General features: G+C 71.9%; 25 protein-coding genes. 22 read left to right on the forward strand and 3 right to left on the reverse strand.

Translation table 11 applies throughout. The features are described 5' to 3' along the window. Window positions 1-590 precede the first annotated feature (590 nt). Entirely contained in the window at window positions 591-728 is a 138-nt protein-coding gene (locus tag KXC43_RS18835) for a hypothetical protein (RefSeq protein ID WP_221377396.1), read from the forward strand. A 224-nt stretch (window positions 729-952) separates the two neighbouring features. Here the strand turns inward: KXC43_RS18835 and KXC43_RS18840 are convergent, their stop codons facing one another. Both KXC43_RS18840 and KXC43_RS18845 read right to left on the reverse strand, forming a co-directional pair. Continuing rightward, window positions 953-1,768, reverse strand: a complete 816-nt coding sequence (locus KXC43_RS18840) for a PhzF family phenazine biosynthesis protein (RefSeq protein WP_221377397.1) — start codon at window positions 1,766-1,768, stop codon at window positions 953-955. 56 nt (window positions 1,769-1,824) lie between these two features. After that, window positions 1,825-2,787, reverse strand: coding sequence for an aldo/keto reductase (locus KXC43_RS18845; RefSeq protein WP_308129143.1), 963 nt, complete (start codon window positions 2,785-2,787; stop codon window positions 1,825-1,827). 94 nt (window positions 2,788-2,881) lie between these two features. Between KXC43_RS18845 and KXC43_RS18850 the strand changes: the two genes are divergently transcribed. From KXC43_RS18850 to KXC43_RS18865, 4 genes are read left to right on the forward strand one after another with little or no spacing between them, the layout of a single operon-like run. After that, window positions 2,882-3,472: a TetR/AcrR family transcriptional regulator gene (locus tag KXC43_RS18850; protein WP_221377399.1), complete on the forward strand. Its 591-nt coding sequence runs from the start codon at window positions 2,882-2,884 to the stop codon at window positions 3,470-3,472. A 10-nt stretch (window positions 3,473-3,482) separates the two neighbouring features. Then, on the forward strand, window positions 3,483-4,901 hold the full coding sequence (locus KXC43_RS18855; protein ID WP_221377400.1) for a sigma 54-interacting transcriptional regulator: 1,419 nt from the start codon (window positions 3,483-3,485) through the stop codon (window positions 4,899-4,901). A gap of 2 nt (window positions 4,902-4,903) precedes the next feature. Beyond that, window positions 4,904-6,859, forward strand: coding sequence for a VWA domain-containing protein (locus tag KXC43_RS18860; protein ID WP_221377401.1), 1,956 nt, complete (start codon window positions 4,904-4,906; stop codon window positions 6,857-6,859). Window positions 6,860-6,892: 33 nt separating this feature from the next. After that, entirely contained in the window at window positions 6,893-7,822 is a 930-nt protein-coding gene (locus tag KXC43_RS18865; protein WP_498370564.1) for a helix-turn-helix transcriptional regulator, read from the forward strand. On the opposite strand, the gene KXC43_RS18870 is transcribed toward KXC43_RS18865, so the two are convergent. Continuing rightward, window positions 7,813-8,730, reverse strand: coding sequence for an SDR family oxidoreductase (locus tag KXC43_RS18870; protein ID WP_221377402.1), 918 nt, complete (start codon window positions 8,728-8,730; stop codon window positions 7,813-7,815). The two genes, KXC43_RS18865 and KXC43_RS18870, sit on opposite strands and share 10 nt — an antisense overlap. A gap of 69 nt (window positions 8,731-8,799) precedes the next feature. Between KXC43_RS18870 and KXC43_RS18875 the strand changes: the two genes are divergently transcribed. The 17 genes from KXC43_RS18875 to fxsT all read left to right on the forward strand — a co-directional run bounded on the left by KXC43_RS18875 (window position 8,800) and on the right by fxsT (window position 25,750). Continuing rightward, window positions 8,800-9,474: a nucleoside/nucleotide kinase family protein gene (locus tag KXC43_RS18875; protein ID WP_221377403.1), complete on the forward strand. Its 675-nt coding sequence runs from the start codon at window positions 8,800-8,802 to the stop codon at window positions 9,472-9,474. A gap of 202 nt (window positions 9,475-9,676) precedes the next feature. Next, complete coding sequence (gene clsA / locus KXC43_RS18880) at window positions 9,677-10,282, forward strand: cardiolipin synthase ClsA (RefSeq protein WP_221377404.1); 606 nt, start codon at window positions 9,677-9,679, stop codon at window positions 10,280-10,282. Further along, window positions 10,282-11,235: a DUF881 domain-containing protein gene (locus KXC43_RS18885; RefSeq protein WP_221377405.1), complete on the forward strand. Its 954-nt coding sequence runs from the start codon at window positions 10,282-10,284 to the stop codon at window positions 11,233-11,235. Before clsA ends, KXC43_RS18885 begins: the two co-directional genes overlap by 1 nt. Then, window positions 11,232-11,564 carry a small basic family protein gene (locus KXC43_RS18890; RefSeq protein WP_221377406.1) on the forward strand — a complete coding sequence of 111 codons (333 nt, stop codon included), beginning with the start codon at window positions 11,232-11,234 and terminating at the stop codon, window positions 11,562-11,564. Before KXC43_RS18885 ends, KXC43_RS18890 begins: the two co-directional genes overlap by 4 nt. Before the next feature lie 5 nt (window positions 11,565-11,569). Continuing rightward, on the forward strand, window positions 11,570-12,715 hold the full coding sequence (locus KXC43_RS18895; protein WP_255644347.1) for a DUF881 domain-containing protein: 1,146 nt from the start codon (window positions 11,570-11,572) through the stop codon (window positions 12,713-12,715). 38 nt (window positions 12,716-12,753) lie between these two features. Then, complete coding sequence (gene gcvH, locus KXC43_RS18900) at window positions 12,754-13,134, forward strand: glycine cleavage system protein GcvH (RefSeq protein ID WP_221377407.1); 381 nt, start codon at window positions 12,754-12,756, stop codon at window positions 13,132-13,134. A gap of 169 nt (window positions 13,135-13,303) precedes the next feature. Then, window positions 13,304-13,750 carry an oxoglutarate dehydrogenase inhibitor Odhl gene (gene odhI / locus KXC43_RS18905; protein WP_203813631.1) on the forward strand — a complete coding sequence of 149 codons (447 nt, stop codon included), beginning with the start codon at window positions 13,304-13,306 and terminating at the stop codon, window positions 13,748-13,750. A gap of 74 nt (window positions 13,751-13,824) precedes the next feature. Then, window positions 13,825-14,493: a transcriptional regulator FtsR gene (ftsR, locus tag KXC43_RS18910; RefSeq protein ID WP_221377408.1), complete on the forward strand. Its 669-nt coding sequence runs from the start codon at window positions 13,825-13,827 to the stop codon at window positions 14,491-14,493. A 103-nt stretch (window positions 14,494-14,596) separates the two neighbouring features. Next, window positions 14,597-15,061, forward strand: a complete 465-nt coding sequence (locus tag KXC43_RS18915; protein ID WP_221377409.1) for a bifunctional nuclease family protein — start codon at window positions 14,597-14,599, stop codon at window positions 15,059-15,061. A gap of 179 nt (window positions 15,062-15,240) precedes the next feature. Beyond that, complete coding sequence (locus KXC43_RS18920; RefSeq protein WP_221377410.1) at window positions 15,241-15,795, forward strand: MerR family transcriptional regulator; 555 nt, start codon at window positions 15,241-15,243, stop codon at window positions 15,793-15,795. A 58-nt stretch (window positions 15,796-15,853) separates the two neighbouring features. Next, window positions 15,854-16,462, forward strand: coding sequence for a class I SAM-dependent methyltransferase (locus KXC43_RS18925; RefSeq protein ID WP_221377411.1), 609 nt, complete (start codon window positions 15,854-15,856; stop codon window positions 16,460-16,462). A gap of 33 nt (window positions 16,463-16,495) precedes the next feature. Next, window positions 16,496-17,272, forward strand: coding sequence for a transglutaminase-like domain-containing protein (locus KXC43_RS18930; protein WP_221377412.1), 777 nt, complete (start codon window positions 16,496-16,498; stop codon window positions 17,270-17,272). An 11-nt stretch (window positions 17,273-17,283) separates the two neighbouring features. Beyond that, complete coding sequence (locus tag KXC43_RS18935) at window positions 17,284-17,493, forward strand: hypothetical protein (RefSeq protein ID WP_221377413.1); 210 nt, start codon at window positions 17,284-17,286, stop codon at window positions 17,491-17,493. A gap of 251 nt (window positions 17,494-17,744) precedes the next feature. After that, entirely contained in the window at window positions 17,745-19,970 is a 2,226-nt protein-coding gene (locus KXC43_RS18940) for an FxsB family cyclophane-forming radical SAM/SPASM peptide maturase (RefSeq protein ID WP_221377414.1), read from the forward strand. A 70-nt stretch (window positions 19,971-20,040) separates the two neighbouring features. Beyond that, window positions 20,041-20,709, forward strand: coding sequence for a TIR-like protein FxsC (locus tag KXC43_RS18945; RefSeq protein WP_221377415.1), 669 nt, complete (start codon window positions 20,041-20,043; stop codon window positions 20,707-20,709). Continuing rightward, entirely contained in the window at window positions 20,706-21,884 is a 1,179-nt protein-coding gene (fsxC, locus tag KXC43_RS18950; RefSeq protein ID WP_221377416.1) for an FxsC protein, read from the forward strand. Before KXC43_RS18945 ends, fsxC begins: the two co-directional genes overlap by 4 nt. Then, window positions 21,881-25,750 carry an FxSxx-COOH system tetratricopeptide repeat protein gene (gene fxsT / locus KXC43_RS18955; RefSeq protein WP_221377417.1) on the forward strand — a complete coding sequence of 1,290 codons (3,870 nt, stop codon included), beginning with the start codon at window positions 21,881-21,883 and terminating at the stop codon, window positions 25,748-25,750. The genes fsxC and fxsT overlap by 4 nt, the downstream gene beginning before the upstream one ends. The last annotated feature ends 96 nt before the right edge of the window (window positions 25,751-25,846 follow it).

The raw sequence follows: 25,846 nt of genomic DNA on the forward strand, positions 1-25,846 counted from the left end.
AGCCGCAGCCGCAGCCGCAGCCGCAGCCGCAGCCGCAGCCGCAGCCGCAGCCGCAGCCGCAGCCGCAGCCGCAGCCGCAGCCGACCGTGCCGGGCGACAAGCTCTCCCCGCCGCGCGAAGCTCTCGGCAACGCGGCAACGACGACTGCCAGTCTTCCTCCGGCCGAAGTGACTCCCGCAGACCTGCCGTCTCGGCCCACTCAGCGAAACCGCCCGACAGCAAGGCGACCGCAGCACTCACACGCCCGACAACCAGCCGCCCCGCCCGCAGACCCGCAACAGACGGCAGTGAGGGCGTCGCCACTCCAGGGGCGGGGAGCAGCCCGGCCGCAACTGTCGGCAGTGAGGCCAGCCGCTGCGCCCAGGGCCGGCGGGCCGCCCAACCAACAAAGACCGCATCCGGCCGCACTCACCCCAACCAAGGCGCTCCTCGCCTGGCGAGCCGCCTGGCCACATCGAGACCGCATCTGGCGGCACTCACGCCGGCCACGGCGTCGCTTGCCTGGTCAGCCGCCCGGCCACAGCGGAACCGCAGCTGGCGGCACTCACGCCAACCACCGCGCCGCTCGCCCGGCCACAGAACGACCGGAAGTGGCGGCAGCGAGAGCGACCACGACGCCCAAGGCCTGGCGAGCCGCCCAGCCACCGAAGACCGCATCTGGCGGCACCCACGCCAACCACGGCGCCGCTCGCCTGCTCAGCCGCCCAGCCACCGAAGACCGCATCTGACGGCACCGACGCCAACCACGGCGCCGCTCGCCTGGTCAGCCGCCCGGCCAGAGAACGACCGGAACTGCGGCAGCAACGGCGACCACTACGCCCAGAGCCTGGCAAGCAGCCCACCCACCGCGAGACCCCCGTCTGGCGGCACCCGCCCAACCACGGCGCCCACGGACACCAACTACGAAGCCCAGCCGCCCGCCCAGGGAAAGGGCAGCGCCGACAGAGACCCCCTAATCGAGCGCCACAGCACCCCCACTGACCCGAACCCCCGGATCCCCGGGAACCAACGTGACAGTCAGCCGACTGGGCCGCCCAAGGTCGTCCCCCTGACGCAGATGCAAGGTCGAATCCGGCCCGACCAGCCGCAGCGCCCGCAGGTAACCACCGAGCGCCGCCGCAGCCGCCCCCGTAGCCGGGTCTTCCACGACCCCGCCGACCGGGAACGGGTTGCGGACGTCGAAGCTGTCGTCGCCGGTGCGGAAGACCAGCTGGATCGTGGTCCAGCCGCGCGCCTCCATCAGGCTCTTCAGCGCGTCGAAGTGGTAGTCGAGGCGGGCGAGCCGGTCGCGGGAGTTGGCGGCGATGATCGGGTGGTAGGCGCCGGCGTAGGCGACCTGCGGGGGCAGGGCCGGGTCGAGGTCGTCTGCCGACCAGCGCAGGGCGGTCAGCAACGCGGCCAGGGTGGAGTCGGGCAGCTCGTCGATGGTCGGGGCGACGCTGGTCAGAGTGGCTTGGCCGTCCGCGACCACGACGGGCACCTCGCCCGCCTTGGTGGTGAAGACGTGTTCGCCGGGGCCCAGGGCCACCCCGGTGGCGATGGTGGCGTGGCCGCAGAACGGGACCTCGGCGAGCGGGCTGAAATACCGCACCCGGTGGTGCCGCTCGCCCAGGGTCCTCGTCACGAACGCCGTCTCCGAGTAACCCACGTCGGCCGCGATCTTCAGCATGGTCGCGTCGTCCAGGTCGGCCGCGTCCAGCACCACGCCGGCGGGGTTGCCGCCGGCCGGGTTGTCGCTGAAGGCCACGTACCGTCGCACCACAGTCATGCCGTCAGCCTGCCGCCCCTGACCGGGCGCTGCCAAGGGTGTGGCACACACCGAACCTAGACCCAGGTCGGGGTCATGTCGCCCGCGTACCGGGCGCCCACCCCACCGGACGGCAGGATCTCGGCGATCGCAGCGAGGTCGTCGGCGGACAGCGACAGGCCGGCGGCGGCGAGGTTCTCCTCGACCCGGGCCACGCTGCGGCTGCCGGGAATGGGCACGATGTCGTCGCCCTGCGCCAGCAGCCAGGCCAGGGCGAGCTGCGAGACGGTGGCGCCCCGGGCGGCGGCGAGATCGCCCAGGCGCCGTACGGCGTCGAGGTTCTTCTCGTAGTTGCCGGGCTGCCAGCGCGGGTCGTGGCGGCGCATGTCGCTCTCGTCGTACGCGGCGGCCGGCTGGGCCGCGCCGGTGAGAAAGCCTCGGCCCAGCGGCGAGTAGGCGACGAACCCGATGCCCAGCTCGCGCAGTGTCGGGAACAGCTGCTCGACGTCGCGCTCGAACAGCGAGTACTCCGTCTGCAGCACCGAGACCGGCTGCACCGCGTGGGCCCGGCGAATGGTGGACGGGCCGGCCTCGCTGAGCCCGAAGTACTTCACCTTGCCGGCGTCGATGAACTCCTTGACCGTGCCCGCGACGTCCTCGATCGGCACGGTGGGGTCGACGCGGTGCTGGTAGAGCACGTCGATCGTGTCGACGCCCAGGTAACGCAGGCTGTTGTCCACGACCTCACGAATGTGCGAAGGGCGGCTGTCGAAGCCGAAGTCGTGGGTGAAGCCGAACTTGGTGGCGATGACGATGTCGTCGCGGAAGTCCTTGACGGCCCGGCCGACGACCTTCTCGTTCTCACCCCACCCGTACAGCTCGGCGGTGTCGAAGAACGTGACGCCCAGCTCGTGGGCCTTGCGGATGGCGGCGATGCCCTGCTGCTCGTCGCCGGGGCCGTAGGCGAGGTTGATGCCCATGGCGCCGTAGCCGAGGGCCGAGACGGTGAGTCCCTGCGTGCCGAGAGTGCGTTGCTGCACGGTCATCTCCCTGAGGAAGTAGTCAAACCAAACGGTTCGGTTTGACGTTAGCCCGCGATCCCGGCGAAGCCAAGCCGGCCGTAATCTTGTGACCATGGACTCGACCGAGGAGCGCATCGTCGCCGCGGCCACGGCCGAGTTCGCCCGGCACGGCATCGCCGGCGCGCGTGTCGAGCGCATCGCCAAGGAGGCACGCACCAGCAAGGAGCGCATCTACGCGTACTACCGCGGCAAGGAGGCGCTCTACCGGCACGTCGCCGCGCAGGAACTCACGGCCATCGCCGAGGCCACCCGGCTCGACCCGCAAGACCTTCCCGAGTACGCCGGTCGCGTCTACGACTACTTCACGACCCACCCGGAGCAGTACCGCCTGATGATGTGGGGCCAGCTCGAACTGCCGGCCGACGACCCGGCCGACGACCCGGCCGAAAACCCGCTGCGCACCTCGATGGGCCGCAAGATCGAAACGCTCCGGCAGGCCCAGGCGGACGGTCAGCTGGATCCGGGCTGGGACGCCGTCGACATCCTGATGTTCGTCAATCAGATCGCCATGGCCTGGGCCGGGCAGTCCGGCGTCACCCCGGTCCGGCCCGAGACGGCCGAACGTCGCGCGGCGGTCGTGGCCGCGGTGCGGCGGTTGTTCCCGCCGGGCGAGCGGCGGCAGATTGTCACAGGGCCGGAGTAGCGTTCGTGCGGTGACAGATGCACCAACCGCGATCACACCGCCCTCCGACCTTCCGCGCACCCTGGGCGAGCTGCGGGCCTCCGGCCACGAGTTCCGCACCGTCAAGGAAGAGCTGCGCGACAACCTGCTGGCCCGCCTGCGTTCGGGCGAGCCGCGCTTCCCCGGCATCGTCGGCTACGACGACACCGTCCTGCCCGAGGTCGAACGGGCCCTGCTGGCCGGGCACGACATGGTCCTGCTGGGCGAGCGTGGCCAGGGCAAGACCCGCCTCATCCGCGGCCTGATCGACCTGCTCGACGAGTGGACGCCGGTCATCACCGGCTCCGAGCTGCACGAACACCCCTACCACCCGCTCACCCCGGCGTCCCGGCGGCTCGTCGCGGAAACCGGCGACCTGCTGCCGATCTGGTGGCTGCACCGCTCCGAGCGCTACGGCGAGAAGCTGGCCACCCCCGACACCAGCGTGGGCGACCTGATCGGCGACGTCGACCCGATCAAGGTCGCCGAGGGCCGCGCCCTGGGCGACCCCGACACGATCCACTTCGGGCTGGTGCCGCGCACCAACCGGGGCATCTTCGCCGTCAACGAGCTGCCCGACCTGGCCGAGCGGATCCAGGTGTCGCTGCTCAACGTGCTCGAGGAACGCGACATCCAGGTCCGCGGCTACCAGCTGCGCCTGCCGCTCGACCTGCTGCTCGTGGCCTCGGCCAACCCCGAGGACTACACCAACCGCGGCCGCATCATCACGCCGCTGAAAGACCGGTTCGGCGCCGAGATCCGCACCCACTACCCGGTCGACCTGTCGCTCGAGACCGAGCTCATCCGGCAGGAGGCCGCGCTGGTGGCGGCCGTGCCGGAACACCTGATCGACGTGCTGGCCCGCTACACGCGCGCGGTGCGCGAGTCGCCGGCCGTCGACGCGCGGTCGGGCATCTCGGCGCGGTTCGCCATCGCGGGCGCCGAGACCACGGCCGCTTCCGCGTTGCGGCGCAGCGGACTGCGGCAGGAAAGAGAGGCTGTGGCGCGCGTCTGCGACACGGTCTCGGTGACGTCCACGCTGCGCGGCAAGGTCGAGTTCGAGAGCGGCGAGGAGGGGCGCGAGACCGAGGTGCTCGCCCACCTGCTGCGGGTCGCCACGGCCGAGACGTTCCGCGACCGGCTGGCCGGTCTCGACCTGTCCGGCTTCACCGACCTGGTGGCCGAGGGCGCCATCATCGAGACCGGCGACCTGGTCAGCGCCGACGAGCTGCTGGGCCAGATCGGCACGGTCCCGGGGCTGGCCAAGGTGCTCGACCGGCTCGGCCTGGGCGACGCGCCCTCCCCGGGCCAGGCGGCGTCGGCCATCGAGTTCGTGCTCGAGGGGCTTCACCTGACCAGGCGGCTGGCCAAGGAGATGACCGACGACGGCCGCACTCTGTACGGGAGCTGATCATGGCTTCAGGGCGATTCAGGTACGGCGCGTGGCGGGACGGGCCCGACCCGCTCGCCCCGCCGTACGATGTGCGGGCGGCCGTCGACGAGGTCGGCGAGCGCGTCCTGGCCGGCGACAGCCTGCGCGACGTGCTGCGTGACCTGGTCCGCCGGGGCCCGCAGGACGGCCGCGGGCTCGACGCTCTGCGCGACCGGGCCCGCCGGCTGCGCCGCGAGGCGCTGCGCCGGGGCAACCTCGACGGCGCCGTCACCCGGGCCCAGCAGCTGCTCGACCAGGCCCTCGCGGCCGAGCGCGACGAGCTGACCCGGCGCGACGACGACGCGGCCCGGTTCAGCGAGGCCGTGCTCGACAACCTGCCGCGCTCGACGTCGCGCGCGGTCGAGGAACTGTCCGACTACCAGTGGGCGTCGTCCGAGGCCCAGCAGCTCTACCAGCAGATCCTCGACGGTCTGCGCCGCGAGGTGGTCGAGCAGCGGTTCGCCGGCATGAAGCAGGCGCTGCAGCAGGGCGACCTCGAGGGTGTCTCCGAGATGGTGTCCGACCTCAACGACCTGCTGGCCAAGCACGCCCGCGGCGAGGACACGTCCGACGCGTTCCAGCAGTTCATGGCCAAGCACGGCCAGTTCTTCCCGGAGAACCCGAGCAACGTCGAGGAGCTGATCGACTCCCTGGCCCGTCAGGCCGCGGCGGCCGAGCGGCTGATGCGATCGTTGTCGCCGCAGCAGCAGGAAGAGCTGTCACGCCTGATGGACCAGGCGCTGGGCGACGGGCCGCTGCGCGGTCAGCTCGGCGAGCTGACCGACAACCTGCGGGCGTTGCGGCCCAACCTCAACTGGGGTCGCGGCGAGCGCATGCGGGGTCCGCAGGATCTGGGCTACGGCGACGCGGCGGCCGCCCTGGGCGAGATCGGCGAGCTCGACGAGCTGCTCGACCAGCTCGGGCAGGAGCACCCGGGGGCCACGCTCGACGACGTGGACGTCGAGATGGTCGAGCGCCAGCTCGGCCGGGGCGCGGCCGACGACGTCCGCCGGTTGCGCGAGCTCGAACGCGAACTCAGCCGGCAGGGGTGGGTCACCCGCGACTCCGAGGGGCTGACGCTCTCGCCCAAGGCGCTGCGGCGGCTCGGCCGTACGGCGCTGGCCCAGGTCTTCGACGATCTGTCGGGCCGCAAGCAGGGGCAGCACGACCTGCGCGACGCGGGCGCGGCGGGCGACCTGATCGGCTCGTCGCGGCGCTGGGAGTTCGGCGACGAGCAGCCGCTCGACGTGGTGCGGACGATCGGCAACGCGGTGCGGCGGCAGGCGGCCGGGGGTGGCGTGGGCGTGCTGCCCGTACGCCTCGAGCCCGACGACTTCGAGGTGGCCGAGACCGAGCGGCGGGCGTCGGCGGTGGTCGCGCTCTGCGTCGACCTCTCCTACTCGATGTACGCCGACGGCCGCTGGGGCCCGATGAAGCAGACCGCGCTGGCCCTGTCGCACCTGGTCGCGACCCAGTTCCCGCAGGACTCGCTGCAGATCATCGGCTTCGGCAAGTACGCCAACGCGCTGTCGCAGGGGCAACTGGCCGCGATCGACCCGACGGCCGAGAAGGGCACCAACCTGCAGCACGCGCTCAAGCTGGCGGGCCGGCACCTGCGCCGGCACCCGGGCGCCGAGCCGGTGGTGCTGGTCGTGACCGACGGCGAGCCCACGGCCCACCTCGAACCGGACGGGGAGGCCATGTTCTGGTGGCCGCCGCTGCCCGAGACGATCCGGGCCACCATCGGTGAGGTCGACCACCTGACCCGCTTCGGGGCCACGCTCAACTTCTTCATGCTGGGCGAGGACGACGGCCTGCAGAGGTTCGTGGCCGCGGTGGCCGAACGCAACGGCGGCCGGGTGTTCAGCCCGGACGCCGACGAGCTGGGGCGGTACGTGGTCGACGACTACGTGCGGGCCCGGCGCGGAAGGCGCTGATCCGTCATCCGTGCCGCGCGACTGATCAATCTGGTGTTGCTGCTGCAGTCGCGCGGCACGATGACGGCGGCCGAGATCGCGGCTGAGCTCGAGGTCTCGGAACGCACGGTCTATCGCGACGTCGTCGAACTGTCGTCGGCCGGGGTGCCGGTCTACGCGTCCCAGGGCCGCACCGGCGGCTACCAGCTGGTCGACGGCTACCGCACCCGGCTGACCGGGTTGTCCCGGGCCGAGGCCGAGGCGTTGTTCCTGGCCGGGCTGCCCGGTCCGGCCCGCGAGCTGGGGCTGGGCGAGCCGGCCCGCACGGCGCAGCTGAAGATGCTGGCGGCCCTCCCGCCGGGGCTGCGCGACGCGTCGTCGATCGCCGGGCAGCGGTTCCACCTCGACGCCCCCGGCTGGTTCCACGACCCGCAGACGCCGCCCGTGCTGGGCGAGCTGGCCCAGGCCGTGTGGCAGGACCTGGAACTCACCCTGCGGTACAAGCGCCACGACGAGGTGACGCGGACGGTCGAACCGTACGGCCTGGTGTTGAAGAACGGCGTCTGGTACCTGGTCGGCCGGGTGGGGGAGACCCTGCGCTCCTATCGGGTCGACCGGATCACCGAGGTGACGCCGACCGGGCGGACGTTCGAGCGCGACCCCGGGTTCGACCTGCCCTCGTTCTGGGCGGCCCGGGCGGTCGAGTTCGTCCGGCAGATGCTGCGGGATGAGATCACGATCCGGCTGTCGCCCGACGGGCTCCGCTTGCTGCGGTTCGCGGTGGAGGAGGTCGCGGCGCAAGCGGCGGTGACGGACGAGCCCGGCCCGGACGGTTGGGTCCGGACCAGGCTCCCCGTGGAATCGCTCGACGTGGCTTACACGTACATGTTGCGGCTCGGACCGGAGGTGGAGGTGCTGTCACCGCCGTCGCTTCGGTCGCGGATGGCCTCCGCCGCGGAGAGGACCAGCACGCTCTACCGGTAACCGGTCACGTCGGCCGGTTTGCCGGGGTCCTGCACCTCGACCAGGTAGCGCCAGGCGTCGGGCCGGCTGCCGTCGAGGTCGGTGAAGCCGTACACCTGAGCCAGCTCGCCGCTCGAGACGGACTTGCCGTTCCACCGGGCCTTGTCGTTGTCGCCGGCGAGGGCGGCCACGGCCCGGCCGACGTATGCCGGGGATTCGGAGATCGCGAAGTGCGGCTCCTTCGCGGTGGCGTCGCGCCAGTTCTCCTCGGTGACGCCGTAGACGTCGAGCATCATCTCCGAGCGCAACCAGCCCGGTGTCAGCGCGACCGCGGTTCCGCCGTGCGGCGCCAGCTCCTGCGACCACGCGAACGCCAGCCGGTTGACGCTCGACTTGGCGAGGTCGTAGAAGACCGACAGACGGTAGTTCTTCTCGTTGTACGCGGTCGTGCCGTCGCCGACCTCGATGACGAGGCCGCCCGGCTGCCGGATGAGCAGCGGCATCGCGTGATGGGCGGTGACGATGTGCGTGTCGACGGCCAGCCGCAGCAGCCGGAAACCCTTCTCGAGCGACTGCTCCCACACCGGCTTGTCCCAGGTGGCCAGCGGATCGCCGCCCCATACGTCGTTGACCAGCACGTCGAGCTTTCCCTGCTCGCGGTCGATGCGCCGGACGAGCTCGCCGACCTGCTCGGGCACCAGATGGTCGACGGCCACCGCGATGCCCTGCCCGCCGGCCGCCGTGACCAGGCCGGCCGTCTCCTCGATGGTCTCCGGGCGGTTCATCTCCGAGCGCTTGCCCCGGGTGCTGCGCCCGGTCGCGTACACGGTCGCGCCGGCCGCTCCGAGCTGCACCGCGATCTGACGTCCGGCGCCCCGGGTCGCCCCGGCGACGAGTGCCACCTTGCCCTGCAACGGTTGTTCTGCCATGAGAGCCATGCTCGCGGCAAAACCTGACAACCGGTGGCACCCTTTACCGGGGAACCTAGGCTGCGCGGCATGATCAGCGGAACGCGGGACGAGTTGCTCACCCACCTGGCCGACCTCGCCGAAGCGGTGACCCGGCCGCACCCGGCGCGGGTCGCGGTCGACGGACGGCCCGCGGCAGGCAAGACCACGCTGGCCGATGAACTGGCCGGGGTGTTGCGCGCGCGAGGCCGAGAGGTGATCCGGACGTCGATCGACAGCTTCCTGCGGCCCCGGGCCGAGCGCTACCGGCGCGGCGAGTTCTCGGTCGAGAGCAACTACCAGGATTCCTTCGACTTCGACGCCCTGCACCGGCTGCTGCTCGGACCGCTCGGCCCCGGTGGTGATCGGCGGTATCAGCCGGCGATCCGGGACCGGGCCACCGATGTCCCGGTGAACCTGCCCTTCCGGGAGGCCGCGCCCGATGCCGTGCTGCTGTTCGACGGGGTGTTCCTGATGCGCCCGGAGCTGAACGACCGGTGGGACCTGCGGCTGCTCGTCTCCACGTCGTTCGAGGTCACGCTCGACCGTGCGCGGATCCGCGACCGGGCCGAGTACGGCTCGACGAGTGTGGTCGAGCGACGGTTCCACCATCGTTACCGGCCCTCGCAGCAGCACTACCTCGACACGGTCCGCCCGGCCGAGCGGGCCGATGTCGTCGTCCACAACGACACGCCGGAGCAACCGCGCTGGGAAGTCCGGCGATAATGAACTAGGTTCCTAGGACGGCGCACGCGGTGTGCGACACGTGACGGGTCCGCGACTGTGATTCTGAAGCTCGTTATAGTTGCTCCGCGAGTGGCCGGTCGGGGGTCCGGGCGTCGGGGGACGCATGCATCCGGGCAGTGCCGTGCCGCTCGCCGGGGATGCTGCCGGGAAGCCCGGCGCCTGAGGGGGAGAGGAAGTCGCGATGTCGCAGCAGCCTGCGCCGTCCACTGTTTCCGCCCCCTCCAACCGGATCTGGACGATCCCCAACGTCATCAGCTTCATCCGGCTGCTGGGCGTGCCGCTCTTCCTCTATCTGCTGCTCGGTCCGCAGCACGACGTGGCCGCGGTGATCGTGCTGGCCGTCGGGGGCACGACGGACTGGGTCGACGGCTTCGTGGCCCGGCGGATGAACTCGGTCAGCCGCCTCGGCGAGCTGCTCGACCCGTTCGCCGACCGCCTCTACATCCTGGCCACGCTGATCGGCTTCACCGTGCGCGGCGTGGTGCCGTACTGGCTGACCGGCGCTCTGTTGCTGCGCGAGCTGGTCCTGGGCATCGCGCTGCTGGTCCTGCGGCGCCACGGGTACGGCCCGCCGCCCGTCCACTACGTCGGCAAGACCGGCACGTTCGTGCTGCTGGCGGCGTTCCCGGTGATCCTGCTGGCTCGGGCCGTGCCGTCGATCGACCCGTGGGCCGGACCCCTCGGCTGGGGGCTCGCCTGGTGGGCGCTCGGCCTGTACTGGGCCGCCGGCGTGCTCTATCTGCTGCAGGCGACCCGGCTTGTGCGGGCCTCCCGGGCGGCGGCCTGATGACCGACCCGCCCGGCGAGAAGGGCGAAGAGGTGCAGCCGCCGAAGCGGGTCTACGCGCCCGACTTCCTCACCGAGTTGTTCCGCAACCCGCTCGACCCCGGCTACGCCGACGCCGCGGCTCGCAAACAGCGTGAGGGCGAGCCCACCGGCACCCCCAAGGCGCTGCGCAGCGCGTCGCTCGCGGTGGCCCTCGTGGTGCTCGGCTTCCTGCTGGTCGTGGCGTATCAGCAGACCGTCGCGGAGGAGCCGGCCCGCACCACGGCCCGCGCCGAGCTGATCGACCAGGTCAAGAACCGCCGCGAGACCACCACCGAGCTGCAGCAACGCGCCGACCGTCTGGCCGGCGAGGTGTCGCAGCTGCGGGAGCGCGAACTCGGCGGCGAGGCGGCCCGGAAGATCGAGGACACCGAGGCCGCGACGGGGCTGGCGCCGGTGCGAGGCTCGGGCGCCAGGATCACCGTGGCCGACGGGCCGACCCCGATCAACCCGGTCACCGGCGAGCGCAACACCGCGGCCCGGGTCAAGGACTCCGACCTGCAGCTGGCCGCCAACGCCCTGTGGTCGCTGGGGGCCGAGGCGATAGCGGTCAACGGGCAGCGGCTGACCGCGACGTCGACGATCCGGCAGGCCGGTGAGGCGATCCTGGTCGACCTGAGCCCGGTCACCACCCCGTACGAGGTGTCGGCGATCGGCCCGGACGAGCTCGCGCGCGACTTCCACGACAGCTACGCGGGCCGGTTCTTCGAGCAGCTCGCGGCCAAGTATGGGATGTCGTTCGACGCCCGCCCGGCCGAGGACCTGCGGCTGGAGGCGGCGACCGAGCTCAAGCTGCGGGTCGCCGAACCGTCCGTCGCGCCGTCGGCCCCGCCGTCCGCCCCCTCCACCTTTCCCTCCGGCTCGCCGTCCACCCCGGCCGGGTCGTCCCGCCCATCGTCGGAAGGCGGCCGATGATCGCCGTACTTGCCCTGATCGCCGGTGTCGCCCTGGGCATCGTGTTCCATCCCACCGTGCCGCCCGAGCTGGCGCCGTACCTGCCGATCGCGGTGGTGGCGGCCCTGGACGCGGTGTTCGGCGGGGTGCGGGCCAAACTCGACGGCATCTTCGACGACAAGCAGTTCGTCGTCTCGTTCATCTCGAACGTGCTGGTGGCGGCCCTCATCGTCTATCTCGGCGACCAGCTCGGGGTGGGCACGCAGCTGTCCACCGGCGTCGTCGTCGTGCTCGGCGTCCGCATCTTCGGCAATGTGGCGGCGATCCGCCGGCACCTGTTCCGGGCGTGAGCGGCATGACCGACAAGAACGAGCGCGAGCACGAGCACGACGCCGAGCCGGGCATGCCCACGGCCGGCCGTGAGCCGCTGCCCGTCGAGAACGAGGCCGACGAGGTCACGCAGCTGCTGGGCGCCGACAGCGAGGGGCCGACGGTGGAGACGCCACGCAAGGCCCTGCTCGACCCGACGACGATCGATCTCGACGGCCCGACGCGGCGGCTGTCCCTGCCGTCGGCGTCACCCGAACCGGTGACTCCGGCCGAGGCCGTCCCGCCCACAGCGGCGCCGGCCGACGACGCACGCGTGAATCCGCCGCCTACGGCAGCGCCGGCCACTGACATACACGTGAGTGCGCCGATGGACGCAGCGCCGGGTGACGACCTGCGGGCGGACGCACCGCCCACGGTTGAGCGGCCAGAAGTCGTACCAGAAAAAGCTCCGCCACCGAAGGCCGGCATCCTGCGCCTGCTCGGCAAGCGCCCGTCGAGCCCGGCGGGTCTGCTGATCCTCGCGTTGCTGGCGTTGTTCGGCTTCACGCTGGTGGTGCAGCTGCGCAGCAACGACGGCGACGACGGACTGGCCGGCGCCCGGCAGGAGGACCTCGTCCGGATCCTGAGCGATCTGGAGGCGCGCGACAGCCGGCTGCAGAGCGAGATCAGCGCCCTGGAGACCAGTCAGCGCCAGCTGACCTCCGGGGTGGCGGGCCGGCAGGCGGCGCTCGCCGAGGCCGAGAAGCGGGCCGACGAGCTGGGACTGCTGGCCGGAACGGTCGCCGGCCGCGGGCCGGGTCTGCGGATCGTGATCGACGGGGTGAAGGCCTCGGCGATCCTCAACACCGTGCAGGAGCTGCGCGGCGCCGGGGGCGAGGTCATGCAGATCGCCGGGGCCGGGGGCAAGGCCGTCCGGATCGTGGCGTCCAGCTATTTCGTGGACGCCGAGGGCGGCGGCATCATCGTCGACGGCGACCAGCTGCCCGGGCCGTACGTTCTGACCGTGATCGGGGTGCCTCAGGTCATGCAGACCGCGTTGCAGATCCCCGGCGGGGTGGTCGCGTCGGTGAACTCCGGCGGCGGTAGCGTGACGTTGGAACAACGGACCTTGGTCGAAGTGACCGCGGTGCGTGACGCCACGACATTGCAATACGCACGGCCGGCGTCCTGAAAGGTGCGCCGGGGATTGATGAAAACGGGAGAGAACGCGTGATTCCTGAGGACCTGCGGTACACGGCTGAACACGAGTGGGTGGCCGGAGACGGCAGCGGGCCCGTGCGCGTGGGCATCACCCACTTCGCGCAGGACGCGCTGGGCGACATCGTCTTCGTCGACCTGCCCGAGGAGGGCACCGAGGTGACGGCGGGCGAGACGTTCGGCGAGGTCGAGTCGACCAAGAGCGTCTCCGAGCTGTACGCGCCGATCTCCGGCACAGTGGTGTCCAAGAACGCTTCGCTGGGCGACGAGCCGGAGCTCATCAACGCCGAGCCCTATGCGGCCGGATGGCTGGTGGAAATCGCGCCGGCCGATCCGGATGCGGTCGCGCAGCTGCTCGACGCGAACGCATACAAAGCTTTGACGGAGAGCTGACGCAAGTCAGTGTGTCCGGTTGCCCCGCGATATTGGCGCTGACTAGGCTCGCGGGGCACCACGTTTGTTATGCCTATAGAAAACCGATAGTCGTGCGTCCAAGCCTTCCGGCTGCGGCGGGGGAGACCCGTGCCGCGAGGCGACGACCAACTGATCCGCGAGGTGGTCCATGACGCGCCCAGACGACGAGTTCCCCCCACTCGACGTCACGTCCACGCTGAACCTCGGAGCCCTCGACGAGGTGCTCGAGGGTCCCGACACCGACGTGGTGCCGAGCCGCATGTCCGGCTCGCTCCCGCCCGGGATGGCGCTGCTGGTGGTGCGCCGGGGTCCCAACGCGGGTGCACGCTTCCTGCTCGACCACGACGTGACGACCAGCGGACGACACCCTGACAGTGACATCTTCCTCGACGACGTGACGGTGTCCCGCCGCCACGCCGAGTTCCACCGCGACGGCGGCACCTTCACGGTGCGCGACGTGGGCTCGCTGAACGGCACGTACGTCAACCGCGAGCGGGTCGAGGCGGCCACGCTCAGCAACGGCGACGAGGTCCAGATCGGCAAGTTCCGGCTGGTGTTCATCGCCGGCCCGCGGCCCGAGGGAGAGGGCAACTAGCAGTGAACGCGTCGGGGGCGGCGGCACGCGACCCGGGGGCCTCGCGCCCCCAGGGCGGGCGTGAGCAGGCGCTGATGAGCATCGGGGAGGTGCTGGCCCATCTGCGCACCGAGTTCCCCGACACCACCATCTCCAAATTGCGGTTCCTGGAGGCGGAGGGGCTGGTCGATCCCCAGCGCACCGCCTCCGGGTATCGCAAGTACTCGTGGAACGACATCGCGCGCCTGCGTTTCGTGCTGACGGCGCAGCGCGACCAGTACCTCCCGTTGCGGGTCATCCGCGAGCAGTTGGAACAGATGGAGTCCGAGCCGGTGGCGCCCAGCCGCCCGGCTCTGGTCGCCGTGGGCGCCGAGAAGGCGGCCGATCCGTCAGACACCCGGGTTCCCCGGGAGGATGTGATGGAACGCACGGGCGCCACCGCCGAGGTTCTCGACGAGCTCGAGCGGATGGGCCTGGTCACCGCGCGGCCGCCGGGCTGGTACGACGGCGACGCCGTGGTCATCGTGACGGCGGTTGTCGGTCTGACCAGGTACGGGCTCGAACTGCGCCACCTGCGCGGGTTCCGGGCCGCCTCGGACCGCGAGGTCGGCCTGTTCACGCAGTTGCTGGCGCCGCTGGTGCGGCAGAGCGACCCGGCCGCGCGTGCCCGGGCCAACGAGACCGCCCGCGAACTGCAGGCGCTCTCGCAGCGTCTGCACGCCGCTCTGGTCCGGGCCGGACTGCGGAGCGAACTCGGGCGTTGAGGCGCTTTTTAGGGGTATGCCGCAGCGGTGGGAAGCTCACTCCGTGCGTGTAACGTGCAGGTGAGGTGCAAATGCGGGGCGAGAACGACACGGAGGCGGGGCTGTGCGCGAGCTTAGCGTGGTCGGAGTTCGGGTGGAGCTACCCAGCAACCAGCCGATCGTCCTGCTGCGGGAGGTGGACGGTGATCGCTACCTGCCCATCTGGATCGGCGCCGTCGAGGCGACCGCCATCGCGTACGAGCAACAGGGTGTCAAACCGGCCCGGCCGCTGACCCACGATCTGCTGCGCGACATCCTGACGGCGCTCGAGGCGCCGCTGACCGCGGTCGAGATCACCGAGCTGAAGGACAACGTCTTCTACGCCGACCTGCTGATCGGCGAGGACGTGCGGGTCTCGGCCCGCCCGAGCGACTCGATCGCGCTGGCGCTGCGGGTCGGCGCGCCGATCCGCTGCGCCGAGCAGGTGCTCACCGAGGCCGGCATCGTCATCCCCGACGAGCAGGAGGACGAGGTCGAGAAGTTCCGCGAATTCCTCGACCAGGTGCGCCCCGAAGACTTCGCCGGCTGATCCTCGCCGTCGATCTTCGCGTCTGATCAGAAGCAGCCAGAAACCACCTGAGTGATCGACAACTGCCTCGCTCCCGCGCGGCGTGTCGCCGCGTTACTTCTCTGTTTCCGCGGGCGCTGAGATATACGCTCGTGAAGTCCAGGTGAAGCGGCGGCACCGCGCAGCGGGGAGGTGGTCGCGTGCACGAGCAGCCTCTTGAACAAGATGCTCCCCTCGTCGGCGAGGACGGCTCGGTCGGTTATCGCGGAGTCACGGCGTGCCAGGCGGTGGGCATCAGCTACCGCCAGCTCGATTACTGGGCGCGCACGACGCTCGTGGTCCCGAGCATCCGCGACGCGTCCGGCTCGGGCACCCAGCGGCTCTACTCCTTCCGCGACCTCGTGGTCCTCAAGGTGGTCAAGCGCCTGCTCGACGCCGGGGTCTCGCTGCAGAACATCCGCCGGGCGATCGAGGCGCTGCGTTCGCGCGGCGTCGACGACTTGGCCGGCATCACGCTGATCTCCGACGGCACCACGGTCTACGAGTGCCGCTCGCCGGAAGAGGTCGTCGACCTGCTCCAGGGCGGTCAGGGCGTGTTCGGCATCGCCATCGGCGGCGCCTTCAAGGAGATCCAGGGCTCGCTGTCCCACCTGCCGGCCGAGCCCGCGGGCGGCCCGGTGCCGCTCGGCGCCGAGCCCGAGCCGGCCGCCGGCGACGAGCTGGCGGCGCGACGGGCCCGCCGCCGCGCCGGCTGACTTTGCCGTTCCGGCAAGTTTCATTGGCGTGTTCCGGGGTGTGCCGCAGGCTGGGCGCATGAGCGACGAACAAGCGTGGGACGCCCGGTACAACGAGAACACCCGCATCTGGAGCGGCAAGCCGAATGTCGTGCTGGTGCGCGAGGTCGGCGACCTGCCGCCCGGCACGGCCCTCGACCTGGGGTGCGGCGAGGGCGGCGACGCGATCTGGCTGGCGAAGCGGGGCTGGCGGGTGACCGCCGTGGACATCTCCGGGGTGGCTCTCGCCCGGGCCCAGGAGCACGCCGATGATGCCGGGGTCAGCGTCGACTGGCGCAAGCACGACCTGCTCAACGACTTCCCGGACGGGATGTACGACCTGGTCAGCGCGCAGTTCCTGCACTTCTGGGGCGAGTTCGACCGGGAGAGCATCCTGCGCCGGGCGGCGGCCGCGGTGGCGCCGGGTGGCATCCTGCTGATCGAGGGACACATGGACACCGGACCGGTGCGCCGCCCCGAGCACGAGAACGCGCCCGAACTGCCCGGCCCGGACCAGGTGATCGAGCGGCTGGAGCTCGACGAGGGCTGGGACGTGCTGCTGGCCGAGGTGCACCCGCGCGAGCACATCATCGACGGGGTCGCGCACGAACGCTCCGACAACACGGTGAAACTTCGCCGCCGGGCTTGACCCTCACACTGTGTCAGTCGGCAGGGTCGAGACATGACGCAATCAACGATGACCGATCTCGGACGCCACGCGGACGCGGTGGCCGGGCTGCCGGGTGACCTCGCCTCGATCGTCGCCACCGTGCAGGGGCTGTTCATCCATGAGGGCTGGGCCGAGCGGTACGGGGTGAAGGTCGCCCATCCCGAGACCGCCAACCTCCGGCGTACGGAGGAACTGCTCGACGCCGCCGGTGATCGGCCGCTCGGCGAGGCCCGCGAACCGGCGGACCGGGTGGCCACCATGTGCCGCAGCTTCTCGGTGGTCACGGCCGCGATGCTGCGCGCGCACGGCGTCGACGCCCGCGCCCGGGCCGGCTTCGCCACCTACTTCCTGGACGGCTTCCACGAGGACCACTGGGTGGTGGAGCTGCGCGACGGCGACCGGTGGCGGCTGGCCGACCCGCAGATCGACGCCCTCCAGCGCGAGGCGTTGAAGCTGGACTTCGACCCGCTCGACGTGCCCCGCGACCGGTTCGTGGTCGGCTCCGACGCCTGGCGTTCGATCCGGGCCGGGACGGCCGACCCCGGCAGCTTCGGTTTCAGCGGCGAGGAGGAACTGCGGGGAGAGTGGTTCGTAGCGCGCTCAGTGGTCCTCGACCAGGCGGCCCGGGCCGGCTTCGAGGGTCTGCCGTGGGACGCCTGGGATCCGATGCCGGGCCCGGACGACGAGGTCGACGTGGCCCTGTTCGACCGGATCACCTCCGGCGCGGAACCGGTGATGATCCCGGCGGAAGTGTTCAACACACGTCGCCGGGCCCGGGAGAAGCTGTAGCGTCGGTAGGCGTGATCCCGCAGCACTTTCCGCTCTATCTGCGCGAGCTCGGCGCCTCTCCGGCCGGCGACAAGGTCTGGCTGGTCGTCGGCTGGATGCCCGACACCGTCTCCGGGCTGCCCCGCCAGCCGGTGGCCCTGCTGTGCGACGGCGACGTCGAGGAGCCGCGCGTCCTCGAGAAGACCTCCGTCTATCGCGTGCTGGGCCCCAGTCGGCACTGAGCGTGCCCGTGACATGACCTCAGGTGTTGTCTATGCTTCGGGTGCCTGAAGCCCGGGATCTGGGGGACGTGACGTGCCGCTGCCTACCGCGAAATCACCCGCTCCGCGCCCGCTCGACGAGGCCCGCCGGAGCCCCATCGACCAGATCGGACGCGCCGCCTCCGCGACCATCGTGCGGCGCATAGTCCAGCTGGATCGGTCCAGGGACCGTTCCGAGGTGACGCCCTTCTCGTCGGGGATCTGACCCTCAGGTGGACGGCCTGTGGCGCCCGCTGCGCCACTTCGTGCTGAAGGTCCACAGCCGCTGCGATCTCGCGTGCGATCACTGCTACATCTACGAGCACGCCGACCAGTCCTGGCGCGGGCGTCCCGTCGCGATGGCGCCGGAAACGGTGCGCGCCGCGGCCGGTCGCATCACCCAGCACGCCGCGCGGCACGGCCTGGCCCGGGTGGGCGTGGTTCTGCACGGCGGCGAGCCTCTGCTGCTCGGCGTCCGGCGGCTGCGCGGCGTCCTCGAGGAACTGCGCGGCACGATCAGCGGCGTGTGCGAGCTCGACCTGCGAATGCAGACCAACGGCGTACGGCTGGACGCCGCGACCTGCGAGCTGCTGCTCGAACATCGGGTGCGGGTCGGGGTGTCGCTCGACGGTGGCCGGGCCGACAACGACCGGCACCGGCGCTACCGCAACGGCGCCTCCAGCCACACGCGGGTGCTCAGCGCCCTGCACCTGCTGCGCCGGCCCCGGTACCGCCCGCTCTACGCCGGTCTGTTGTGCACGGTCGACCCGGCCAACGAGCCCGAGGCGGTCTACGAGGCGCTGCTGGCCGAGCGCCCGCCCCGCATCGACCTGCTGCTGCCGCACGCCACCTGGGATCAGCCCCCGGCGCCGGTCGGGGCGTGGCTGCGCGCCTTCCACGAGCGCTGGGCCGCCGACGGCCGCCCGGTCCCGGTCCGGCTGTTCGACTCGATCCGGTCCCTGGGCCTGGGCGGCCCGACCGGCACCGAGGCGGTCGGCCTGGACGACGGCGACGTGGTGGTGATCGAGACGGACGGGGCATGGGAGGAACCCGACTCGATGAAGACCACCGAGCCCGGCGGTGGCGCCACCGGCCTGACCGTGTTCGACGCGTCGGCCGACGACGTGACCGGGCTGCCCGCGATGCGCCGCCGCCGGTCCGGACTGGCCGCGCTGTCGGCCACCTGCCGCGCCTGCGAGGTGGTGCGCCAGTGCGGCGGCGGCCTGACCGCCCACCGCTGGAGCGCGCGCAACGGCTTCGACAACCCCTCGGTGTACTGCGACGACCTCAAGGAGCTCATCATCGCGATCAACGAGCATCCCGGTCCGGTCGCGGGCGACCTCGGCGCGCTCCCGGCGGACGCCTTCGACGGTCTGGGTTACGGCTACGGCGACGCGGCCACGGTCGCGTTGCTGGCCGACGCCGAGCTGGCCGTGAACCGGGCCCTGGTGGGCGAGGTGGTGGGGGAGACGGCGGCCGGCGGGCAACTGCTGGCCGAGCTGGAACGGCGCGCGCCCGAGGTCTTCGACGAGGTGCTGCGGCATCCGTTCGTGCGGTCGTGGGCGGTCAGCTGCCTCGACGGCGGCGGGTCGGACTGCGACCCGGACTGGGCGGCGGCGATCGCGGCGGCCGTCGCCGTGCGGGCCGGCATCGAGGTCGAGGTGCCGGTGCGGGCCCACGGCGGGCGCATCCACCTGCCCACGGTCGGGTTCTTCGCCGCGCCGGCGGCCGAGGTCACGGTGGTCCCCGGGCCGGGCGGGTTCACGCTGCGCTGGCCGGGCGGCCGGACGCAGGTGCCGGGGAACCGGAGCGGCTGGCACGCCGCCCGGTGGGTCACGGTCGACGGCACGCGGATCCTGCTCGAGGACGCCGACCCCTACCGCGACCGCCTCGAGCACGCCGCGGCCGAGCACCTCGACGCCGAGGCCGCCGGCGGCTGGTCGGCCGTGCTGGAGCGGGCCTGGGGCCACCTCGCCGCCGACGCCCCCGAGCAGCTCGACGGTCTGCGCCAGGGCCTGCGGGTGATCGTCCCGCTGGCTCCCGCGCCCGACGGCACCCTGCGCAGCGCCACGTCGCGGCACGCGTTCGGCGCCCTCGGCCTGGCCCGCGCCGACGACCCGGCCGCGGTGGCGGTGCTGCTCGTCCACGAGTTCCAGCACACCAAGCTGGGCGCGGTGCTCGACCTGATCGACCTGGTGCCCGAGGACGCGGCGGGCGAGCGGCTGCGCGTCGGCTGGCGGTCCGACCCCCGCCCGGTCGAGGCGGCCCTGCAGGGGGCGTACGCCCATCTGGCCGTGGCCGACATCTGGCGCCGCCGCGACAACCGCGAGCTGTTCCGGATGTACCGCGACTGGACCGCCGAAGCCATCGACGCCCTGCGCTCCGGCGACCGCCTCACCCCGGCCGGATCCCGCTTCGTGGCTCGCATGGCCGACACCGTGAACGGCTGGGGCGCCTGATCCGCCACTGTCCCTCGTGGAGGTTGCGATCACATGGTTGACTGAGCGTCTTGTGGCACAGGATGTGAGCGTGACAGAGGCGGCCGAGCGGGAGGATCCCGCGGCGCCGGTCTTCTTCCTGAGCTACTGGCGGCCCGACCCGCCGGCGTTCGGGGCCGGCCCGCCGCGCGAGGCCAACCGGTTCGTCATGCGATTCTTCGACGACCTCACCGAGGACGTCAACAACCTGATCGGCTCGGTGCCCGGGCGCGACCCGGGCTTCCTCGACGTCACCCGCGGCGGCGGCGAACTGTGGGAGCGGCGGCTGCTGCACGCGGCCGGCACCTGTCAGGTCTTCATCTGTCTGCTGTCGAGCCCGTATCTGTCGGGCAGCGAATGGTGCGCGCGGGAATGGGACCTGTTCTCGCGCCGGCAGGTGGTGCCCCGGCAGGGCCCCGCGGTGCACGACGAGAGCGCGATCGTCCCCGTGCTGTGGACGCCGCTGACCGATCCGCTGCCGCCGGCCGTCGCCGGCGTCAACCTGTTCATGCCGACCCGGCTGCGCGACGACTTCCGCGCCGACTACCAGGCCGAGGGGCTGCTGGGCCTGCTGCGCACCGGCAAGGAACCGATCTATCAGGCCATCGTCTGGCGCATCGCGCAGCACGTCGAACGCGTCCGCCGGCACTTCCGGGTCGAGCCGCTGCACGTGCCCGGGCCCGGTGACCTGCGCACCACCTTCGAAAGGGGTGGCCGATGACGCAGCCGCGCTACTACTTCTACCTCAGCTACGGCCACTCGGTGCGGCTGCGCGCCGACGACCGCCCCGACACCGACCACTGGGCCGGGCAGCTGTTCACCGAGCTGTCGGCCGAGGTGGCCCGGCTGGTCGGCGCAGACCGCCGCACCCCGGTCGGCTACTACGACGACCTCGTGCAGCCCCTGGCCGACTGGAAGACCGCGCTGGCCGACGTGCTGAGCAGCACGGACGTCTTCGTCTCGCTGCTGTCCCCGGGGTACTTCAACAAGTCGTGGCCGCTGCGGGAGCGGGCCTCGTTCATCAGCCGCTACGCCGACCCGGCGCTGGCCGAGCGCTTCCTGGTGCCGGTGCTCTGGGTGCCCTGGCCGCCCTGGGAGCACGAGCGCGAGAAGGGTGCGGCGCTGCGGCTCGGCGCCGGCATTCCCGAGTACGCCGAGGAGGGCCTGCAGGCCATGTCGAGGCTCAGCCTCTACCGCCGGCAGTACCGCACGATCGTCCGGCGGCTGGCCTACCGGATCGTCACGCTGGCCGCCGACGCCCCGCGCCCGGCCCCCCTCGCCGTCGCCATCGACGAGGTCAGCGCGGAACCGACCGCGGCCAGCGAGATCGTCTTCACCGTGGCCGTGCTCGCACCCGGGCGGGCCGACCTGCCGGCGGGCCGCTCGGCCGGGTCGTACGGCACGACGGCGCGGGCCTGGACCCCGTACCGGGATCTGCAGCACTTCCCGGTCGCCGAGTACGTCGCCAATGTGGCCGAACGGCTCGGCCAGCCCACCCGCATCGTCGACCGGCCGGGCGACCTGGCCGCGCTCGGGCAGGGCGCGGCGCTGGTGTTGATCGACCCGTGGACGGCGGCCAGTCCCGACGGCCTGGAACGGCTCTCCGTCGTGGCCGGGCGCATCCCCGAGTGGGCGACCGTGCTGCTGGTGGCCGATCGCTCCGATCCCGAGTACGCCGCGCGCGGCGCCACCCTGCACGCCACTGTGGCCGATACCCTCGTCACGGCCGGGGTGGCGCGCAGCCGGATCACCCTGCTGCGCGACGCCGACCGCCTGGTCGAACGGATGCCGTCCATCATCGACCAGGCGTGCACCGCGTACCGCCGGAACGCCCCGGTGTTCCTGCCCAAGGGCGCCGACTCGACCCTGCCCAGGATCACGGGGGAACCAGCATGACCGACGGCCGTGACGGGAAGGTCGTCACGTTCTACTCGTACAAGGGTGGCACCGGGCGCACGATGGCGCTGGCCAATGTGGCCTGGATCCTGGCCGCCAACGGCAAGCGGGTGCTGGTGGCCGACTGGGACCTCGAATCGCCCGGCCTTCACCGCTTCTTCCGGCCGTTCATCGACCCCGAGGCGCTGGCCGGCTCCGGCGGCGTGATCGAACTGGTCCGCGGCTACGAGCAGGCCACCCTGCAGGACGTGGAGCGTGACGACGACTGGCACCGCGACTACGCCCGGGTCAGCCGGCACGCCTTCACGATCGGCTGGGACCGCTTCCCGAACGGCGGCACCCTCGACTTCCTGGCGGCGGGCAGCCAGAACCAGGACTACGCGCGCAGCGTCTACGAGCGCGACTGGGACGAGTTCTACGAGCGGCTGGGCGGCGGCCAGCTGTTCGACGCGCTGCGCGACGACATGAAACGGCACTACGACTACGCCCTCATCGATTCCCGCACCGGGTGGAGCGACGTCGCCGGCATCTGCACGGTGCACATGCCGGACGTGCTGATCGACTGCTTCACATTCAGCGAGCAGGGCATCGACGGCGCCGCCACGGTGGCGGCCAACGTCTCGTCGCAGCAGGGCCGCCGGCAGATCAGGATCCTGCCGGTGCCCATGCGGGTCGACCTGGCCGAGCTCAAGCGGGCCGACGCGGGCCGGATCGCCGCCCGGCAGCGGTTCACCGGGCTCCCCGGCGGCATGTCGGCGGCCGAGCGCGACGCCTACTGGTCCACCGTCGAGGTGCCGTACGTTCCCTTCTACGCGTACGAGGAGACCCTGGCCACCTTCGGCGACCGGCCCGGCTCGCGCAGCTCCATGCTGGCCGCCTACGAGACGCTGACCGGCTACATCACCGGCGGCGCGATCACCTCGCTGCCGCCCATGGAGGAGTCGCTGCGCGAGCGCACGGCGGCCCGGTTCGTGCGCCCGTCGATCCTGCCCGAGTCGACGATCGCGTTGCGCTACGCGCCCGACGACCGGGTCTGGGCCGAATGGATCGGCAAGGTGCTCGAGACCGCGGGGGTCACCGTCAACGCGGTCGCCGTCGACCCGGACGCCGACAACGCGCGCACGCCGGCGGGCCGCGTCCTCACCGTGGTGTCGGCGGCCAACGCGCTCGCCGAGCAGGCCCGCGTCCCTCGCGACCGCAGCGATCCCCGTACGCCGCTGGTCGCCTACGTCTCCGACGTGAGCGCCCTGCGCGGGCAGTCCGAGAGCGACTCCGCCTTCCTGTCCGGCCAGGCCGAGGAGGTCGCCGTGACCCGGCTGCTACGGCTGGTCGGGCACCCGGTCGACGACTTCGACCGCAGCCGCGTCGGGTTGCGCTACCCCGGCCGCTCCACCGTGCTGTTCAACGCCCCCATCCGCAACGTCCAGTTCACCGGTCGCGAGAAGGACCTGCAGGACCTGCGGGCCAAGCTGCTGGCCAGCGGCAGCCCGGTGGTGCTCTCGGGCGCGTCGCCGGTGGCGTTGCAGGGCATGGGCGGCATCGGCAAGACCCAGGTGGCTATGGAGTACGCGCACCGGTTCCGCAACGCGTACGACTTCGTCTGGTGGATCGACGCCGACCCGGTGACCTTCGTCGACACCCAGCTGTCCGACCTCGCCCGCGAACTGGGCCTGGCCCCCGACGGCGGCATCGCCGACCAGGCCCAGGCCGTGCTGAGCGCGCTGCGCCGGGGCCGCACGCTGAGCCGCTGGCTGGTCATCTTCGACAACGCCGAGGACATCGCGGTGGTCAGCCGCTTCCTGCCCAGCGGCCCCGGCGGCCATGTCATCGTCACCTCGCGCGACGCCGCTTGGGGTGAACACGCCCAGACCGTGCCGGTCGACGTCTTCGACCGCCGCGAGAGCATCACCCACTTGCGGCGGCGGGTGCCCAGCCTGCGCGCCGACGACGCGTCCCGCCTGGCCGAGCTGCTGGGCGACCTGCCGATCGCCGTGGCCGCCGCCGGCGCCTGGCTGGCCGACACCGGCGCCCCGGTCGAGGACTATCTGCGCCACATCGAGCAGTACGGCCCGGCCAACCTCGAATCGGTGTGGGACCTGTCGCTCAAGCGGCTCGAGGAGCGCTCGGCCGCGGCCTACCGGCTGCTCACCCTGTGCTCGGTGCTGGCGCCGCAGATCGCCCTCGACCTGATCTACGGCGACCGGATGGCCGACCTGCTGCGCCCGCTCGACCCGATGGTCACCGACGCCATGTACCGCGGCTCGCTGATCCAGCAGATCAACCGGCTGGCCCTGCTCAAGCTGGATGTCGGCGGCGGCCAGATCCACGTGCACCGCATCGTGCAGCACGTGGTGCGCCAGCGGATGACCCCCGAGCAGATCGAGGAGGCCCGCCGCCAGGTGCACCTCGTGCTGGCCGCGGCCCGGCCCACCGGCGAGGTCGACGACCCGAAGAACTGGCCGCGGTTCCGGCAGCTCTGGCCGCACCTGGAGGTCTCCCGGGCATACCTGTCCCGCGAGGAACCGGTCCGGCGGCTGATCATCGACCGGGTCCGCTACGTGTGGCAGTCCGGCGGCTACAACGACGGCCGCCGCCTGGCCGAGGAGTACGTGCGCCGCTGGACCGAGCTGCGCGACCAGCTCACCGACCCGGCCGAGCGCGACTCGCTCAGCCGCCAGCTGCTGTACCTGCGCTTCAACCTGGGCAACATCGTCCGCGACCGGGCCGACTTCGCCGAGGCCCGGGCCCTGGACGAGCAGGTGCTGACCGAGCAGCGCGACCTGCTGGGCGAGACCCACCCGCATACGTTGACCACGGCCGGCGGCCTGGGCGCCAGCCTGCGCGCGCTGGGCCTGTACGCCGACGCGCTGCGCCTCGACGAGCGGACGACGGCGGCCTGGGTCGAGAACTTCGGCGAGGACCAGCTGCGCACGATGATGGCGATGAACAACCTGGCCAGTTCCCTGCGCCTGTCGGGCCGGGTGCGCGAGGCCCGCGACCGCGAGCGGCACCTGTACGAGCGCTGCACCCTGGTGCTGGGCGAGAACCACATCCTGACCCTGCAGGTCGGCAACAACTACGGCCGCGACCTGCGCGAGGCCGGCGAGTACGTCGAGTCGATCACGCTGCTCCAGGACGTCCTGGCCCGGCACCGCCGCGCGTTCGGCGACAACGCCCCCAAGACGTACAGCACGATGACCAACCTCGCCGTCTCCGAACGCAGCGCCGGCCGCTCCCGCGAGGCCGCGAACCGCCTCGACCTGGCCTACGACAACCTGAACCGCCTGCTCGGCCCGGACGGCCCGGAGACCCTGGCCTGCCGCCTGTCCCGCGCGGTGAACCTGCTGGCCACCGGCGAACCCGACACGGCCGGCGACGAGATGGCCCGCGTCGAGCGCTCGTACCGCACCCGCCTGGGCGCCTCCCACCCGCACACCGTGACGTGCCTCAACAATCGCGCGACGGTGGCCCGCGCCCTGAGCGACCTGGGCACGGCGAGGCGGCTGGCACGCGAGGCCGTCGAGGGCTTCGACCGCAGGCTGGGCCCCGACCACCCGTACACCTTGGCCGCCCGCATGAACCTGGCCATCTTCACGGCCGAGTGGGGCGCGGTCCCCGACGCGTACGACATGATCGTGCCCGTCGTGGCCGGCATCGAGCGCCTGCTGGGCCACAGCCACCCCGACACGGCCCGCGCCGAAGCCAACCTCTCGCTGATCAAGGCCGACCTCGAGGGCCACGACCCGGCGGTGGAGCGCGAGGCCGTCCGCCGCCTGCGCGACCTCCTGGGCGACAACCACCCCGCCGTCGAGGCGCTGCGCGAGGGCCGCTACGTCCACCGAACCCTCGATCCCCACCCGTTCTGACTTGTCGGAGGGCTGAGTGGCCATCGGAGCGGATGTTCCGTGGCCCACAGGAAAATTGCCAGCCCGTTGACGGTTAGGGCTCTAACAGTTAGAGTT

Origin of the sequence: Paractinoplanes polyasparticus, from assembly GCF_019710575.1 — a bacterium.
In the GTDB taxonomy this organism is placed as follows: domain Bacteria; phylum Actinomycetota; class Actinomycetes; order Mycobacteriales; family Micromonosporaceae; genus Actinoplanes; species Actinoplanes polyasparticus.